The sequence below is a fragment of the Paenibacillus silvestris genome (assembly GCF_009882985.1).
GTDB lineage: Bacteria > Bacillota > Bacilli > Paenibacillales > NBRC-103111 > Paenibacillus_E > Paenibacillus_E silvestris.
In genome coordinates, this window is the sequence record NZ_WTUZ01000040.1 from 169143 (window position 1) to 186926 (window position 17784).

The 17784-nt window shown below is 46.5% G+C and carries 10 protein-coding genes; all 10 read right to left on the reverse strand.

The window, feature by feature from the left end; genetic code table 11:
• Window positions 1–5: 5 nt before the first annotated feature.
• Window positions 6–2276: a glycosyl hydrolase family 95 catalytic domain-containing protein gene (locus tag GQF01_RS32790; RefSeq protein ID WP_161411353.1), complete on the reverse strand. Its 2271-nt coding sequence runs from the start codon at window positions 2274–2276 to the stop codon at window positions 6–8.
• A gap of 24 nt (window positions 2277–2300) precedes the next feature.
• Window positions 2301–5312: a glycosyl hydrolase 2 galactose-binding domain-containing protein gene (locus tag GQF01_RS32795; protein WP_161411354.1), complete on the reverse strand. Its 3012-nt coding sequence runs from the start codon at window positions 5310–5312 to the stop codon at window positions 2301–2303.
• 70 nt (window positions 5313–5382) lie between these two features.
• On the reverse strand, window positions 5383–6981 hold the full coding sequence (locus GQF01_RS32800) for an extracellular solute-binding protein (RefSeq protein WP_161411356.1): 1599 nt from the start codon (window positions 6979–6981) through the stop codon (window positions 5383–5385).
• Between the two features lie 104 nt (window positions 6982–7085).
• Window positions 7086–7985 (reverse strand): carbohydrate ABC transporter permease, encoded by a 900-nt coding sequence (locus GQF01_RS32805; RefSeq protein WP_161411358.1) that lies wholly within the window; start codon window positions 7983–7985, stop codon window positions 7086–7088.
• Window positions 7986–8012: 27 nt separating this feature from the next.
• Window positions 8013–9005 (reverse strand): ABC transporter permease, encoded by a 993-nt coding sequence (locus GQF01_RS32810; protein WP_202556823.1) that lies wholly within the window; start codon window positions 9003–9005, stop codon window positions 8013–8015.
• Between the two features lie 314 nt (window positions 9006–9319).
• The gene (locus tag GQF01_RS32815; RefSeq protein WP_161411359.1) at window positions 9320–11533 is read right to left on the reverse strand and encodes a helix-turn-helix domain-containing protein; all 2214 of its coding nucleotides are present in this window, start codon (window positions 11531–11533) and stop codon (window positions 9320–9322) included.
• Window positions 11534–11572: 39 nt separating this feature from the next.
• Complete coding sequence (locus GQF01_RS32820; RefSeq protein ID WP_161411361.1) at window positions 11573–13150, reverse strand: extracellular solute-binding protein; 1578 nt, start codon at window positions 13148–13150, stop codon at window positions 11573–11575.
• Between the two features lie 491 nt (window positions 13151–13641).
• Window positions 13642–15264 (reverse strand): alpha-L-fucosidase, encoded by a 1623-nt coding sequence (locus GQF01_RS32825; RefSeq protein WP_161411363.1) that lies wholly within the window; start codon window positions 15262–15264, stop codon window positions 13642–13644.
• Complete coding sequence (locus GQF01_RS32830) at window positions 15242–16360, reverse strand: Gfo/Idh/MocA family protein (RefSeq protein ID WP_161411365.1); 1119 nt, start codon at window positions 16358–16360, stop codon at window positions 15242–15244. The genes GQF01_RS32825 and GQF01_RS32830 overlap by 23 nt, the downstream gene beginning before the upstream one ends.
• A gap of 146 nt (window positions 16361–16506) precedes the next feature.
• The gene (locus GQF01_RS32835; protein WP_161411366.1) at window positions 16507–17706 is read right to left on the reverse strand and encodes a PASTA domain-containing protein; all 1200 of its coding nucleotides are present in this window, start codon (window positions 17704–17706) and stop codon (window positions 16507–16509) included.
• Window positions 17707–17784: the final 78 nt, after the last annotated feature.

Genomic DNA, 17784 nt, shown 5'->3' on the forward strand with positions numbered 1-17784 from the left:
CCTATTCATGCTTTCGTTACCTTCTTATTTAAAGCTGCGGATGCTTCTACTGCTGTGAAAGCAACACATTCTCCAGCATTCAGCCGCATCGCGATCAAAGTCTCCTCGGATTCCAACCTGTCTGCTCCCCGAGTAATGAGCACTTTGCCCGAGAATGGATTGACCAACCGCAGCCACTCATCCCGCTCGGCATAAACGGTTATCTCACGAACTTGACCCTGCGATTTGACACCGGAGAGTAAGAAAGCGCCTTCCGCACGTATGCCTGAAAATGCAGCCTCTTTAAACCGCTTGGAAAGCCCCGTAAATATTCGGATCGTTCCTCTCACACACTGCACATACATCTCAAGCACAGCAGCAGATGCTGCAATCGCTGCCTCCACTTGCATGACATCAGCGCCGACGAATTGCGTAAAGCCGGCATACTTCCCATTATGTGCAGTAGCGTAACCTGGCATCATGTAGATCTCTTTCAAAATATGCAGGGAGAAAAGTGCCATATCCGGTTTCCCAAATCTGTTATGAAGAATGGAAGCCCACGGCAAAGACCAGCCTGCCCAGCGGCCCATTCCTTTATCCACCCAAGAGTGATAGGCATTTAGAGCGACTTCTCGGGTATAAGCGTCCGCCATATCCATCGTGTCGAACGGATAAATGCCGGCTAGATGCGAATGATGGCGGTGACATTCCGTTAACGGCTGTCCCTCCCATAAATAGATTTCGTCGCCTGGCTTCTTGCCGAATTCTTGATATTGTCGCGGACCTGCTGTGAAGGCCGGTAATTTGCTCCGAATGTCGCGGATCATATCCATGTCAGAGTCCTTGATCCCGTAAGTTTCCGCGGTTTCGATCAACTTCTCGCAGAGAAAATGAACGTTAACTAAGAAAAAGGTGGAGTTGCGGCCCAGTCCATTAGCGGACGAACCGCCAAACTCGGGGGATACGGATATAGGCAACGCATAGGTATCGTCTTCCCATTCCATCATCGCCGCAAAAACCCGGAGCGCCCCCTTCATAAACGGGTATACTTCCTCCAGTAGAAACGTATGGTCGCCAGCATACCGTGCATATTGCCACATCAACTGGGCAACCCAAGAGGTATTGGCCTGATCAATCGTCCCCGTCCACATCCCTCCGACAGGAAGTCCGCGATCATCGACAGAGTGACCGAGCATATAGCCATTATCAATATCCACAAAACGTTTGGCATTGTCAGCTAAAAGGGGCTTCCACTGGTCAATCATCGTAAACAGCGGTTGAAGACACGGAAGCAGATTAGCTCCGTACGCAGGCCATAAGCATTCCTGCACATTAATGTTGAAATGATAATCGCAGCTCCAAGGCGGGATACGGTATTCCTCCGCCCATGGTCCCTGAAGGGTTGGCGCAATACGGCCAGGCATCGAATTGCCCAGCATTCGATAAATCCCCATGTAATACATTCGTTCAATTTCTTCGTCGGGCAGTGAAATATCGGCCGTCTGCTCCCAAAGTTGCTTCCAGCTTTGCCTTGTTTTCTCGGTAGACTTCTCATAGAACACGCCTCGTGTCGCAGCCAAATGGCTGACGGCTGCTGCTTCTGCTTCGGAAGCTGTCGCGCCGAATTCCGCAGCAATGCTCAGTACAGAATCGCTCCATTCAGCGAATACGGCACAGGCTGGGTCTGCCGGCAGTTCCTGCACCCATCCGACCGCATTTGTCGTATGAAGCGGTATATGGGGGTTAATGCCAAAATCGTCATAATACGCTTTGACCTTTGGGAAATCGTAGGATGGCCTCGGGATTAAGTCTGCTAGCAACTCTTGGTTTCCGGAAATCTGAAGGACCGGCCGATCATTTAGAATCGTCAACTTCATAACGTGCTGCTCATCGTTTAATCGGCAAACAATGGATGCTTCCGCGGTTTGAAGATGCAGCGAAGCAGACTCGATCGTGACTCCCGCCTTCAATTTCAGTTCGAATCGTCCCATCGGAAGTCGTGTAGGGCGCTTCTCTTTCCCGTTCACCAATTGAACAGGGTACAACTGTCTAGCACCTTCAAAGTCTCCCTGCGTCAGCAGTTCTTTAAGATTCGAATATGTGCAGGCATCGGTCCTTACGATACCTCCTCGATGATCCCAATAATCAGCTCGATTGATGGTTATCAGGATGGTTTGCTCTTGAAACCAGATTAAGGCGCCGTACACCCCGTTTGAAAGTGGGATTCCGTGATGGCAAAATTCTGTCTCCAACTCCCACGGGATGACGTAGTTCGGCCTGATTGCTATTGCTTTCATGTAATCGTTCTCCCTTCGAATGCCTCACTTAAGGCACGACCGTATGAAGTGATCGATGGTTGGGTTGAAGCCAACACGTCCATTCAGAAGCAGCCGAACAATGATGATTTGGCCGCTGCCCATTTTCTTCAAACCAGCTACTGCTCTCTTCTTCTTTCCTCGGTTCATGGGTTCTGTACGTGATGGCTTCTCGTAGGTATACAGCAAAGCTTCAAGCCCCTCTACCTGAAAGTAGCGCTGCGCAATCGGATCTATCCGATCTGTCTCCACGTTATAGCAGTAAGAGAAATCAAGCGGGCGTGCCTGTGTAGCATGTGCGACCATAAACAACTCCGTCATCTCAAATTCCTGGACAGGATGACCGCCAATCGACCACTCCGTCCGATCACCCTCGTCTTGCAGGAATACAGCATGCGCTCCGTGATTAATCTGTTCTTCAATTTCACTTTGGCAGCATTCAAATGCTTCAAGAGAGGAAATGATAATGTTCTGAAAAGATTGATCAGACTTGTAAGGTACGCTGCCTATACCTAGCTCGGAGAGTACGCTTTCCGCAGAAGCACCTAAAAAGACGACCTCGCCCTTTGTAGGTAAACGCTCCAAGTTTGGAAACACTTCGATTGCGAACCGTTCTTCGTTGCGAAGAGTGCCCGTTTCATCTAGTAGACACGCGTCAGCGTATACCTTACGCCGCTCGGACACTTGAGGCATCACTAGCCGAAGCGTACCCGCATGGTTCGGAGATACGGCTTTTGCCTGCGCAGTTATCTCGAAGGAGCCAAAATCGTTGTGATCATCACGGAAAGTAACACGCACTTTGCAGTTGTAGTAAGATTGCGCCATATCGTTGAGCAGCCATGCTTCCACTTCCACCTGCTCCCCGGCATAAGCTCTCCAGCGGTCGCTCCTCAGATTAACGCGGAGAGGTTCCAGGCTTCTTCGATAAGCAAAATACGCTGGCTTCGGGATGCGGTCCACACCGACTAACGTTTTCATCCAACCGGAAGGCCAAGCATCAATGAGCAGATGAATGGCGGATGAAATCATTTTATCGGAGCGCCGCCTTATGGCATCTGTCATTAGACGCGTAACTTGCGCTTGATGACTTTGGCTTTCACGGATCCAATCTTCTATCGTGTCTTGTTCAGGGAACCAATCACCATGCAGGCTGTAGGTTTGTGCATCAACAATCCGGTTAGGCATCCACGTTTCATCTAATTGAGCCGGCAGCCACTCTTTTGGATAACGGTTCAGCATGACCGCCAGATGATCCAAGCCCTCGGAGCCATACTCGCCGCAGCCTGTAAGCCAATCGGTTTTCAGCATAGGTACGTAGCCTTTGTACAAATGACCAAAGTTTAGCGCATGATTCGTGTACCACATGGTATAACAGTGAAAATCAGAAAGTCCCGTCTCGGTTGGCGGATCATAGTCACCATCCGCATTCTTCACAACACGATCTGGATTTTCAATATATATCGCATTTCGAGCCGCAGCGAAGAATGCCTCTAGTTCATCCCGGAATAAATGACGATGTCCCTTCCCCCGTTTCGCTGGTCGTGAAGGTTCGTTGATCAGGGACACCATCACAACGGAAGGATGACTGCGGACGAGTCTTTCCATCTCTGCCGATTGGCGAATCGCCTCGGAAAACTGGCTGCGACGGATGAATCCGAATGCCGGAAGATCGCACTGATTTAACATCCCGAGCATATCCATATAGTCGTAAATCTCTTCTTGCACAGGTCGTTGTGTGATCCGGTAGAAATTCAGATTCGCCAGCTTCGCAATCAAGATATCGTCGATTAACTGCTTCCAGTTCTCCTGCATAACGCACTGCTGCAGATGCCCCATTTCATTCGCTCCACGGAGAATAATCGGCTGATTATTGAAGTATAGCCTCCCTTTCGGAAGCGACAGTTCATCCATATGAAAGCTTCTCATTCCGAAGTTTCTATCTTTCTGATCGATACACTCCTCGTTGTAGGAGAGGCTCGCCCTCAATGTATAGAGGAAGGGTTGATTCAATTCCCACATCCGGTAATTCGCAAAAGTAAGCCTATAGCGGTAATTATTCATTCCCGGTCCCGCATAAGCGATTGAAAAATGCAAGTTCCGAAGACCTTCTCCTTCAAAATTCCGAGTAAATACATCTAGTGCCAGCTCCGCATGCTCAATTAAATGACTAGTTGTATTAACGACGTCAATCCATGCTTCCAAACCGTTCTCCTCAGGGATGGGTCGGATGAAGATATCTTGAACATAGAGTTCGGAGCGTTCTTCGATCATAACGTGATGATGAATTCCTCCTCCTGATGGGCAGTGATGCCAGCCATCCTTAGGATCATCCCAGCCTGGACCTGTAGCCGCATACAATTTATCACCATCGAGCAGTGTACCGTTCACGCCCATCATTGGATAATCATTGTGCACCTCAACGACAAGCGTGTTGGTCTCTTGCCAAACATCCGTTATATCGTATTCAAACGGGGCAAAGAAACCCTCATGAACGCCAACACATTTCTGATTGACATAGACAACAGCTTTATAGTCCACTCCCTGAAATAGGAGAAATAACCTTTTGCCTCTACCTGGCTTGGGAAACTGGAATTCGGTTCGATAATAGCCGGTCCAGCGGCCGTTTTCTTTCGTTGGACCGCGGAAGTCAGGAATTGCAACCTCTTCCCATGGGCCATCACCATTTAACACTCGAGAGAATAAACGATCCTGTTCCTCCCTATACCGAAAATGAAATGACTTCAATTCGAGATGGGGTCTCATTAGCTCCCTAGGTGGGACAAGATTCTGCAAATAGGGTTCGTACTTCGCTCTGAGTCTCGCTAGCTGATCATGAAAGTCGATCAGTTCACTTTCAAAGCTTGGCGGGGTTAGTCGGTTAACAGTCTGATTCCCAGCACCAAACCATCTTTTCTCATAAACGAACGGCAATGTCTCTGACATCCCCTCTTTGGCAAGCGGATGTTCCCTGCGGGCAATCTCAGCGAATGGATCAAGTATTTCATCGCATTCCGACATGCGTTACGGACCTCCTTACATAAGGCTGGAGCATGCCTCTTTTGCGGATGCATGCCCCCTGCCCATTTATCTATTTTATGGATTTTTGATAAATGGCTAACGCTTTGTCTAATCCGACTTTGTTCAGATTGGCCAAGTGATCGTTCCACACCTTGTCATCTTCGATATTCACCAGACCCATGACTGCTTTCGTCGCGAATTGGTAAACCTCGTTCCATACACCCGTCATCGTAGAATTCACCGTATTGCTGTCATCTTCCGAAAGCGTCGCATATGGCGCCAAGAACGTTGTCATCTGTTTGAATGCTGGTGCAGCTTCTGTCGTAATCGTATAGGTTGGGTCCGCTTTTTGTGCTGCATCGCTTTTCGTAATGAAGTAATCAAAACCAAACTGCTCAAGCACTTTTTTACGATCTAAATCATCTTTATACACAGGAACGCCGTCCTTCATCACGTAGGTCAGATTTTCTACACCTAACTGATTGAAAAGTTGACCTTCTGGCGTCGAGGACCAGTCTAAATACTTCAGCAATCGGTTTAACTTGTCTGGCTCATTCGCCAGTTTGTTGCTCAGAATGGAGCCGAACAGCGCGAAGTCCGGACCTTTGAACATAACGGGCTCTTTACCGCTGGCCGTGTCTTGGACATACGTGCGCGCATATTCCCAATCTGCATTCTTGTTTTGTTTCTCCAGGCTCACGATTTGGCTTACCCATTGGAAGTCGATCACATCTTTGCCGTTGATTCGATTCTGATTGAATTGATCTTCCGTGCCCGTAGCAAAATCTTTCTGGATCAATCCTGCTTTATATAACTTCGCCAGATACTTCAGCATGTCGCGCTGCTTCGACGTTGCCGGAGAGAAGACGACCTGATTGTTCATGTCTGGATCTTTCCAGAAGCTGGTCCAGCCTGTCGAGCCGGCGAAGTCTGCAGGCACACGGAACGTGTTGGCGAAGCTGTTGAGCAATGCTTTAACACCCGTATTGCCTGAGCCACCGCGTATGCCAATTCCGATGAAGCTTGGGTTCGACTCTTTAATCTTCTGTAAAGCAGCCAACAATTCGTCGGTTGTTTTCGGGAAAGCCGTGATTCCTGCTTTGTCAAACACGTCTTTTCGATAAATCCAGGCCATCGGATCGTAAGTCGTTGTAATCGACGGCAGCATATATATTTTTCCATTCACGGACGTAAAATCTTGAAGCATTTTCCATTGTTCATCCGTATAGAGCTTCCGGTAATTTGGCATTTGGTCAAAGTAGTCCCCAATAGGGAGCAAATAACCAGCGGAGGCCCACTTCTTCACGGCACTCCAATTGTTCATATTCGGAATGAAATCCGGGTAATCGCCTGATGCAAACATGACGTTATACTTATCCATGCCTGCGGAGAGAGGTATCGCTTGGTAATCCCATTTCATGTTGAATTTCTGCTCGGTTTGCTTCGTATATTCATTCGGCACCGCATTGGGCGCATATTTCGTCTGACTAACCACCTTTAAATTAACCGTTTTGTCTAGGCTATTCGGATCTGAAGCGGCTTTCGTCGTATCGGTTGAGGTTGTTGCGGCTACGTCGGTTTTATTCGCATTTGTTGAACATCCTGACAATATCGCAGTGGAAGACATGCCTACAACAACGGCGGAAACGATCCATTTCTTTTTCAACATACTCATAACCCCTTTTCATCATGAAAGTTGTTTACAATGAAGTTGCGCTCTGAAACCGCTTACCATTACTCCTTTCAAGACCTCCTCTCGATGAAATCGACGAGCTAGCCTTTTAACGAACCAATCATGATGCCCTTGACAAAATACTTCTGAATGAATGGATAAACAATCAACATCGGAATGATGGAAATAACGAGCGTAGCGTATTGCACACTTTGTGGGGTAAGACTGGATTGTACCTCGTTCGCCAGCGCTACGTTGCCGGAAGCGGCAAGCTGCTCGGCAAGCGAGTTCTGCAGCACGATATCCCTTAGAATGAGCTGTAAAGGGTACATATTGTAATTGTTCAAATACATCATGGCTGAGAAAAATGAGTTCCAATGAGCAACGGCATAAAACAAGGAAATGGTCGCCACCGCCGCTGTCGATAAGGGCAGTACGATCCGGATAAGCGCTCCGAAATCACTGCAGCCATCGATTTTCGCAGCCTCTTCAATTTCAACCGGAAATGTCCGGAAGAAAGAGATCATTATGATTAACCACCATGGGCTCATCAGGGACGGGATAATTAAAGAGGAATAGGAATTGACCATGCCAAGTGATTTTACAACCAGAAACAGCGGTATGATGCCACCACCGAAAAACATGGGGATGACGACGAAGGTAATGAAATAGCCCCGCATCACCAAATACTTTTTAGAAAGCGAATAAGCGGTGATCGTTGTAATCATCACATTCGCAATCGTACCCACCAGCGTAATAAAGATGGAATTGACGAATGATTTCGGAATATGAACATCTTCGAACAATATCGTTCGGTATGCGCTCAAATTAAAACCTTTTGGGAACAGAACCACTGAACCGTTCGAAATATTCTCCGGGGAGCTGAACGAAACTGCGATAATATTTAATACCGGAAATAACGTCACGATGACGACAATAATCATCACAAAATGAACGATGCCATCCAGCACTTTGGAACTCAATGTCCTATCTTTAACCATGCGATTCCCTCCTTTCCGATTGCTTGCCTACCACAGGCTTTCATCCGATACTTTCCTCGCCAAATAATTCGCGCTAACCAAGAAGATCACATTAATCACTGAATTAAACAAATCGACGGCGGCGCCGAAGCTGAAATTCATATCGATCAAACCTTGCCTATAAACATAAGTGGAGAAAACATCCGCTGTGTCGTAGGTTAACGGGGAGTACATTAGAATGACCTTTTCCGCACCCACACTTAGTACACCCGAGAGACTTAAAATGAGCGTTATGACGATGACTGGTTTAATAGCTGGGAGCGTGATGTGCCAAATTTGCTTGATGCGTGTTGCCCCATCCAAAACCGCCGATTCATACTGCTCCGCATCTACTTTGGACAAGGCTGCCAAGTAGATAACAGCCCCCATGCCAAGATCTTTCCAAATATGCGATGAAATGAACAATGTCCTGAACCAACTTGGCATACCGAAAAAGTAAATCGGCTCCATGCCTAATTTGACAAGGATCAAATTGACAACACCGGACTCAGGCGCAAGCATCAATTTCATCATTCCGACAATAGCTACGATGGATAGAAAATAAGGCAGATAGCTGACTGTCTGCACGAAACTTTTGTAATACCGATTGCGAAGCTCGTTTAGTAACAACGCAAAGAGGATCGGCATCGGAAATCCAAAAACGATAGAATATAACCCCAACAAAAATGTATTACGCAGCAGCATCCAAAAATAAGGACCGTGTATAAAGGTTTTGAAATGGTCTAATCCAAGAGTTCCAGCCCAAGGAGCCGTCAGGACACTGTTAAAAAAAGATTCTCCTGCATGCATTTTGAAATTTTTGAAAGCAATTAAGACACCGTACATGGGGATATAAGAAAAAACGAAGAAGTATAAGAGGCCTGGTATTAATAACAACAGCAGGATTTTCTGCTGCTTGACTCTATGCCAGAAAACGCTTCTTGCCGGCACCGGCTTGGTTGGTACATTCATCACGACAGTGGCATTATCGCTTGCATTCATAGGTATCGCCTCACCAGCTTTCTTGAATATCGGATATCTCTGGTTGTATGAGCAGCGCTTGATAGACTCAACTGTAGCTCCAAAGGGAAGCACCGTAAAGGAACAGTTCTTGTGGCAGCACACATTTCCTAATAACAAGTGCATAAATCCAAATACAGTAAGAACTCTGTGGCGACAAGTGTTTTAAGCGCTTACATATAGAGCTATTCCCCCTTCTGAGCACGGAACAATACTTTTTGATCACACACTCACCGTGGTAACGCTTACATCGCGCAAAAAAAAAGCGCCATATCAGCGCTTTACAGGTATTACTACTATGTAGGTGAATCTCGATAGGATGTCGGCTGTGTACCGAGTGTTCTCTTGAATGCCCGTCTAAAACTTTTGTCACTATTGTATCCGACCTCAAGGGCAATATCGTTGATGCTTTTCTCCGTGTCGCGGAGCAGATGACATGCTTTGTCCAAGCGTTTCTTCTCCACATATTCAGAGAAACTTGTTCCAGCATATTCCTTAAATTGCACCGAGATAAAGCTCTCCGAACATTTAAACTGATCGGCAAGGTTGGCCAGCCCGAAGTTGGCATCCAAATATCTCGCATGCACCAATTCCATCATGTCATCAGCCATTTTATGATGTTTTTGCTTCTTATTATCGTTAATATGGTGGCATACGATTTGTAGAGCAGACTTCACCGTCGCCCAGTGTTGTTCGGAATTATTTGGCATAAACTCAAGTTTGGCATTCAACTCGCTATAGGTTGCGTATCCGAATTGGAGCTGTTCCATCAATTTATATAAAGTACCTTGAATTTCACTGACCAACTGCTTCCTAGTCGTTGCGCTCAGCTGTCGTTCCGTATGATTCTGCTCCTCTAATTGGTAAAGAATTTGCTCTAAGGATTCCACATCACCATTTTTAATCGTATGAACTAATTTCATTTCCAAATCCAATGGATAATAATAAAAGATAGATCCTTGAGCGATGTCCTCATACCAGATGACAACATTTTGACCTCCAAAAACCGCATAATCCACGGCTTGCCGGGCTTCATTATGTGAGCGCCATACCTCATGCATTTGGCTGTATATGCGACCGATTCCGATGGACAGGCGGATTTCATTATTCGCGAGCACGTCATTTCGTCCTATTTTCCAATCGTATCGAATCCGTTCTACATGCGTTTCCGCTTTATAAGTTTCAAGTGAAACAACCATGTCAGCCCTGTCACCATTTACATTGATCAAATAATCGTACCCGTCAACAAGCTCGTGCAACTGCATCAGGATATAATCCTGAATCCCTTTCGCACCATTAGGTGCAATCGTATAGCCATCTCCCAATGAGATTGAAATAGCAATTGCGTAGAACCGGTCACCTTGAAGGGAGACTTTCGCCTGAGATAATGCTTCCCTACTATCCGCTTCGTTCTTGTAATACCCTCTCATTAATCGCTCAATCATCGAGAGCTGAATGAGTGGGAGCTGCTGTTCCATACGGAAGTTCAATATGCGATTACTTTCTATCAACTCGGACACCGGTTTACTGTTGCGGTAAGCCATTAGGATGGCAGCAACGATTCCCAGAATTAATGTGATGATGGTTATTATGACGATCATTCGCTTGATATAGTCCGCTTTGGCAAGGACGACACTCGTCGGAAGCGCGGCGATGTAATTCCAGCCGTTTTGATCTGAGCGCGAGTGTGAAACAAGCATCTTGTTCCCATTAATCGTTTCAAAGGAAGATCCGGAACTTGTTGCTGTCGCTTCTGCGCTTGGTGTACCTATCTTGACTTCATCCACCGAAGTAGGTGCGATCATTTGACCTTTGGTGTCGAGAATGTAAGCAAATCCTTTGTTTTTGATAACCAAACGCTGAAATAATCCGTTAATATCATTTTGATTGATGAAAACGACGATTGAACCCTGAACCTTGCCTTGGAAGCCGTTCGGCAACGGACTAACATAAGCGATCAGCTTGTAGTTCATAGCACCAATTTGTACAGCATCCAGGTTATAGTATTGCTTCTGGTCACCTCGCGTCGAGACGGAATCCATCCATTCAGCCAGCGATTGGTTGCCGATTCGGACATTATTATCTCTCAAATCAAAGGATGTTTTGGACGTGATGACGGAATGACTGTTTTTGAAGGACAAGTAGATATCGAAGAAAAATTTATTCGTGATTGTGTACTGATTCAACGTGTTACGAAGCAAAGAGAAATTGTAGAGCTGTTCTGGCGTTGGGGTAGCGCTTACATTCTGCATCAAATTTAGCACGTCATTATTCACGGAAAGTGTCGAGACGACATCGTCTACCTCTAGGAAAAGCCGATCCACGATATCCTGGCTCATTCTTAGAATCTGAAGATTCATCTCCGCTGCATCTTCGACCAGGACCTGCTGGGTCTTATAATATTGCTGTACGCCAATTAGGATTGGAATCAGCAAAATAAGGAGATAGGATAAGACAAATTTCATAAAAACTGGCTGCTTTAGCAGATTAGCGTTCTTCCAATTCCACATGTGAAGCTTTCTCCTTTCAGAGACGATTCTTGAACAAGCTTATTTCCAATACTTCTGAAAAATGTTCAGCATGTCTTGCAGCCCTGCTTTGTTGAGCTCGTTTACATATCCCTGCCAAACGCTATCCGAGGATACATCTTCAAGTCCCATCACAGATTTAGTCGCAAAGCGATAGACAACGTCTTGCACAGTCCCCATATAAATGGAAATCGTTTCCCAATCCTGGTCTGTGAAAGGCGTGTTCCTAGGCTCGACATACGGAAGTTTTTGATAAACTTGCCAAGCTTCATTCGCTTTCTTGGAGGGCTCATCCGAAGAGAGCGCTGCTGGGCTTTTGCTTAGAAACCAATCGAAGCCGTACTCCGAAGCAACCCGTTTGCGATCTTTCCCCGCCATATAATGAACCGATCCACCGTCCATTTGGTACGATACATTCTCCTTGCCCATCATATGGAAGAGTCTGCCTTCATCCGTAGCTGCCCAGTCGATATAGCTAAGAATGCGATTTAGCTTAGCTTCATCTTTGAGTAACTTGCTGCTTAGCAGCGGTCCATACAGGCTTACCGAAACAGGACGGAACTCAAGTCCCGGCTTCTCATAGGCTTGCGGATGATAACGTGAATAATCCCATACGATTCCAGGTTGATTCAGGGCCTCTTTCTGCAGATCTGCCACTTGACTCACCCACTGGAAATCGATCAAATCCTTGCCCTTCTGCCGTTTCGCGGACCACTGTTCTTCGGATAACGTCGCGAACTCCTTCTCAATCAAGCCTTCACGGTAAAGCTTGGCTAAGTAAATCAGCATATCTCTATGTTTTTGCGTAGCAGGCGCATAGACCACTCGATTCTGTTCATCCGGATCGTTCCAAAAGCCGAGCCAACCATCCACGCCGCCGAAATCAGGAGGCAACCGGAACGCATGCTGGAATCCAGCGAGCAGCGATTTGATTCCCGTTGTATTCGGGCCGCCGCGCACACCGATGCCTTCAAATGAAGGAAGAGCAGCTTTCAATTTTTTCAAATCCTCATAGAAGGCATCCGTTGTTTTGGGAAACTCTGTGATGCCAGCCCGCTCAAAAGCATCTCGTCTATAAATCCATGCCATGGGATCTTTGACATCTATTTTGGATGGAAGCATATACAGCTTGCCGTTGATGGTGGCGTAATCTTGGATATCTTTCCATTCGCTGTCATTGAATAACTTCCGGTAGTTAGGCAGACGATCGATATAATCGCCGATCTGCAGCAAATAACCGGCATCGGCCCAGTTTTTGACCGCAGAGAAATTGTTCATCGTTAGCACTAAATCTGGAATTTGTCCCGAAGCAAACATCACATTAAACTTGTCCATACCGGAAGATACCGGGATAGACATGTAATCCCACTTCATATGAAAGCGCTTTTCTATTTCTGCAACAAAGAGATTCTCCTGATGAATTGGCGCGTATTTGCTTTGATTCACGACACTTACCTGCAGGTCTGGATTGCCCGCCTGTTCTTCTGGAGAGTGGCTAAGACCTTGCTGTGACAAGGTTAATCGGCTGCATCCGGCAAGGATTGTTGCCACCACAAGAAATACCGGGATGACCTTATAACGAGTAAGGCTGATGAACATAAGCGTCCCCCTCCTGCTTCACAATCCATTATTTCTTTTATTATACTTTATTTCTAATAAGGTGAGGAGTTTAAAGTTCCTACTTGTTTCCTCGCTCATTTTCATAAAATAAAAAGAAAGACCGCCAGGGAAGTTCTTCCTGACGGTCCTTTCGTGCGTACGCATAGGGTGGAATAATAAACGAGGCAACTCGTAAAATAAGAACACAGATCGCTCTTAACTTCTTCTGCATGGCACATATGCTTTTTACTTAAACACACTAGAAAAGAGCATCCTTCTGTTTTCATTGGATGAAATGCATTGAAAACACCTTACAGACGAACTCATTCTTCTTTTGGTTGGATGAAATCCAACTACAATGGCTATAAAGCCGCTAAAATCCGTCAAAATTCATAGCTACGCTGGATTTTATCCAATCAAATAGGCATTTAGGCATCTAAAATCGCATGCTCGTTGGAATTCATCCAATGAGTTTTTAGACTCTCTTTCAATTAGTTAGACAGGATACCCTCGACTGCTGAATCTAAGGTGATTTTCACAATCGTATCTATCGATTCCACACAATCCTCGGGTAATTGAATGGAAATTCCATCTGCTTGCTGTAGAAATGGGATGGCTGTACCCGAAATCGAATGACAGGCGACTATTTGCTGCTTGATCACGGGAAGCTTCACATGCCTGAATGCTTCCGGATCAAAGATATGCAAGTAAATGAAGTTGTTCTTGTAGGTAGCACCGTAAACATCATCAAGCGGCTGAAATGGTCCCCCTCTGGTTCCGTAAACGCTTTCTCCATGGACCTTCATCCACCCGCCAATTTGTTCAAACAGCTGCACTTGATCCTCCGGGATCTTCCCGTCTTTATCCGGTGTCACATTCAGCAGCGCATTCCCGCCTCGGACAAATACGTTAAGAATTAAGTCCATCACCTTGTCAAAAGCCATCGCTTTATTCCCCGGCTGCCAAGCCCACGAACCGCCAACGCTGAAATTTTTCTCCCACGGGAATGGGATAATGCCGCCGCGAATATCATGCGGTCCTTCATCACAGCTAAAATCGCCTTCCCAACCGGAACGTTCATTAATAACAACTTTCGGACGATGCGTGCGAACCATTCGGTTCAGCTTTACAGGCTCCCATAACCAGGCGCTGCCTGCATCCGATCCTTTGTGAGAAAGCCAAGAACCGTCATACCACAAAATATCAATAGGACCGTACCGGGTCATGAGTTCCGAAACCTGATCATATAGCTGCTGCTTCATCTGCAGCGCACTCTCGTACTGTTCCACGGGATCAAAATACCCCGGGAAACGCCAATCCATCGGTGAATAATAGAGGCCCGCATGAATATCATGACGATGTGCTGCCTCTGTATATTCTTTGATAAAGTCGCGACCTGCCGCTGCCTGCATGGTGGTATAGTTTCCATAGCTGCCTGGACTGTCCCAAAGAGCAAAGCCATCATGATGACGAGATACCATAACCATATAATTCATGCCTGCATCTTTCGCGAGCATCACCCAGCTATCCGCATCGAAGGCATCTGGATGAAAGGACATAGCGATGCTTCTGTATGCTTCCGCTGGGATCTGTTCATGATGCATGACCCATTCCCCTCTTCCAATAATGGAATAGGCCCCCCAATGAATGAACATGCCAAGCTTGGCATCATGCCACCAAGCGCGGTCTTCTTCGGTCAGCTTTAAGGAAGCTTCTTTAATCCCGTCTGTGCTTTTAAATCTAACATTGCTTTTCAGCATCGAAGCAAGCTCGGCTCCACGCATCGCAGCTGGCTCACCATTCGAATAAGTTAATCCCAATTTCGCAATTTTCCTGCGGTTTATCTCATTTTGCATGAACTTTTTTACTTCTTGTAAAGAAAACCAATAAGTATCATCCTGGTTGATCAACTGAGCTTGATATTGATTAATTTTCGACCCATAGGCCTCCAATTCTTCAATAGAAAGCGCATCCATAATCTGGCGTGCCGTCTCCTGCTTTTGTTCGGGAGTTTGCCCACTTACTGTTAACTTATCGACAAGATCAAGCTCTAAGGGAGAGAGCACGGTTGTTTCCTCCTTACGATGCTGATTATAGATCCAAGGAAAAATCATTTAAAATTTGTTTCACTTTCACAGGCTGCCCCGTTGCCATGCTTCTTTCCATGGCCGTCATCAGGGCTATCGTGTGTATGCCTTCATTTAAATCTGGCTTAGGCGTAGTGCCCTGATCGAGGCATTCCGCAAAATACTCGATGTAATTTTGATATTCACCCGCATGGTGGCTTGCCCCCTCAAACCGGAAATAATAGGGGAATTTCTCTTCATACGAATGAGTAATAGGCTGCTCCGGCGGGAAATGCGTATGATACAGCAGCTTGGAGTAAACCGCTCTGCTCGTGCCCTTCGTCCCCCTTAACGTACAGCTGATCCCTGGGTCTACATGCTTGATCGTTGGTTTCGTGTAGGACCCAGACACTTGTGCGATGCGGCCTTCTGTGTCTTTCATCACGAATCTCATCGTATCAGGAACGCTTAAGCCAAATGCCTTGTTATTGCTGCTTGAATGGCCGTAACCGAACACTTCCTCGATATCAGGCAGATACCATTTCGCTAGATCAACGGCGTGAATCATAAAATTGTACATCCAGCTAAAACCCTTCTGGCGGCTCCAATCCTTTTGCAGAAACCAACGGGAATCCGAAATGTAGTAAGCTTCGACCGTATCCACCTCGCCATGGCGGCCAGCCAGATAATCGTTCCGCTGGTGAATCATCGGCTCGAAAAAACGCGAGCTTTGCCCAACAAACACATGCTTGCCCGAGGATTTCCACACAGCAAGCAGCTCGTTCGCCTCATCAAGTGAATGAAGGAGCGGCTTAGTTACAATGACATGTTTCCCCGCTTCCAGCGCCATCTTGATATGCCGGCCATGAAGCTGATCTGGTGTATAGATCGCAATTACGTCTATGTCAGGATCGCTCAGCATGTCTTCATACCGGAGTGTATACCGGGTAAGTCCGAATTCGCTACTACGCAGCTTGCACATCTCTTCATTAATGTCACAAACATTCACTAATTCCCAACGATCACTTTGCAAGGCAGCCGATAGGATGCTTCGACCTTCACCAAGCCCAATAACGCCAAGTTTGTAAGTGCGGATTGTCTTTACATGTGCAATTTTTTCTTCCAATTGTCCCGATTCGCTCATGTAGGGAACACCGATCCTTTCTTTCCTCATCTCTTTTTTAGGGAGACAACTCTTTACAGGGTCAACTTTAGTGCACAATTGCTTCTTGCGTAAAGGAACAGTTCTTTTGGACCATACGATTGATTGTCATTGCACGCATTAACAGTTTAGGGCCCTTTACTCACCCAAAAAGTAATCCGATCGCCATCATTAACGGTAGTTCCTGGAACCATGTCTTGTTTGAAAACAATGCCTTTATCAGCAGTGCTTGGTTCCAACAAAAATTGGTAGCGAAGTCCTGAGGCCAAGGCCATCTTCTCAGCATCTTCCCTCGTATGACCAACCAGATTCGGCACGATCCCCTTCTCGGCTTGTTCCGCGTCATCGCCAGTCGGGAGAGTTTCCGCAACTACAGGTTTCCCTGTCGGTGTTGGGGATGGAGTGGCAGAAGATTGCGGAGTCACTGTCGCATTGGGCGAATTCGCTGCAGTGCCAGACGTCGGAATCGGCTGGCGATTCGCATCATCCGCGTAGTCCGAGTGCGGACGCAGTGCTATCAAGAGCAGCAAAACGAGTACCCCGAAGCTGGTGGACGCCATGACTGTCCACTTGCGAACAGTCTTTTTCTTTTTAGTTATCGAAGATTCTGCATGAGAATAGGAAAGCGGCTTGCTCCTGTTGCCATCTAGTCCGAGCAGATCTCCCAGTTCCAGCTGAAATTCTTCTAGCGTACTTAACCCTTCATAAGCCTTGCAGGCTAATGCTACGGCACGTTGCTTTGTTACTTCAGCCAAATCAGCAAACAACAAACTCATCTCATACGAGTATGCACTCATAGAGGATGTAGGAATATCCGTTTTCGCTCCCAGTTGATAGAGAAGCAGAGCCAGCCCCGGTACGCCACGCCTGCCGTTCTTCCCTTGTGTCCAACTATTCAGGATTCGCAGCTGTCCGTTAGCTTCGATCCAAAGATTTTCCGCGTCAACAGCATAATCCAATAGCTGGTTACTACGTGTTTTTCGAATGGCCAGAGCCAGCTCATGAACATATGTGAGTGCTTTGTGCCCTGTTATCTCTAAATCGTTCAACCGATCGGACAAAGGCTTTCCCGATTCTACCTGCAGCGCAGCATATAAAGTTCCGTCTTCCGTGCCGAAGTCCACAATTTGCATGACATGCTTGTTAGTCATCTGAGACGCTTCTTCCATCCAACGTAAAACCTCGTGGTTTGCTGTTTCATCACTTTCTTGAGAAGTATATAAAAGGACATCTCGTTTGGAGGATACCTCCTGCCCTCTAACGATCAGCCCATTCGACATTTGCTTAAGCGGTTTAACGATCATATATCGATCAACTAAGTTACCCATGGACGCTTTCCCCCTTATAGGTATAGGTTATTCGCCAACTGTCTATTTTTTAAGTCACAATTGGTCGTAATTCCCAAC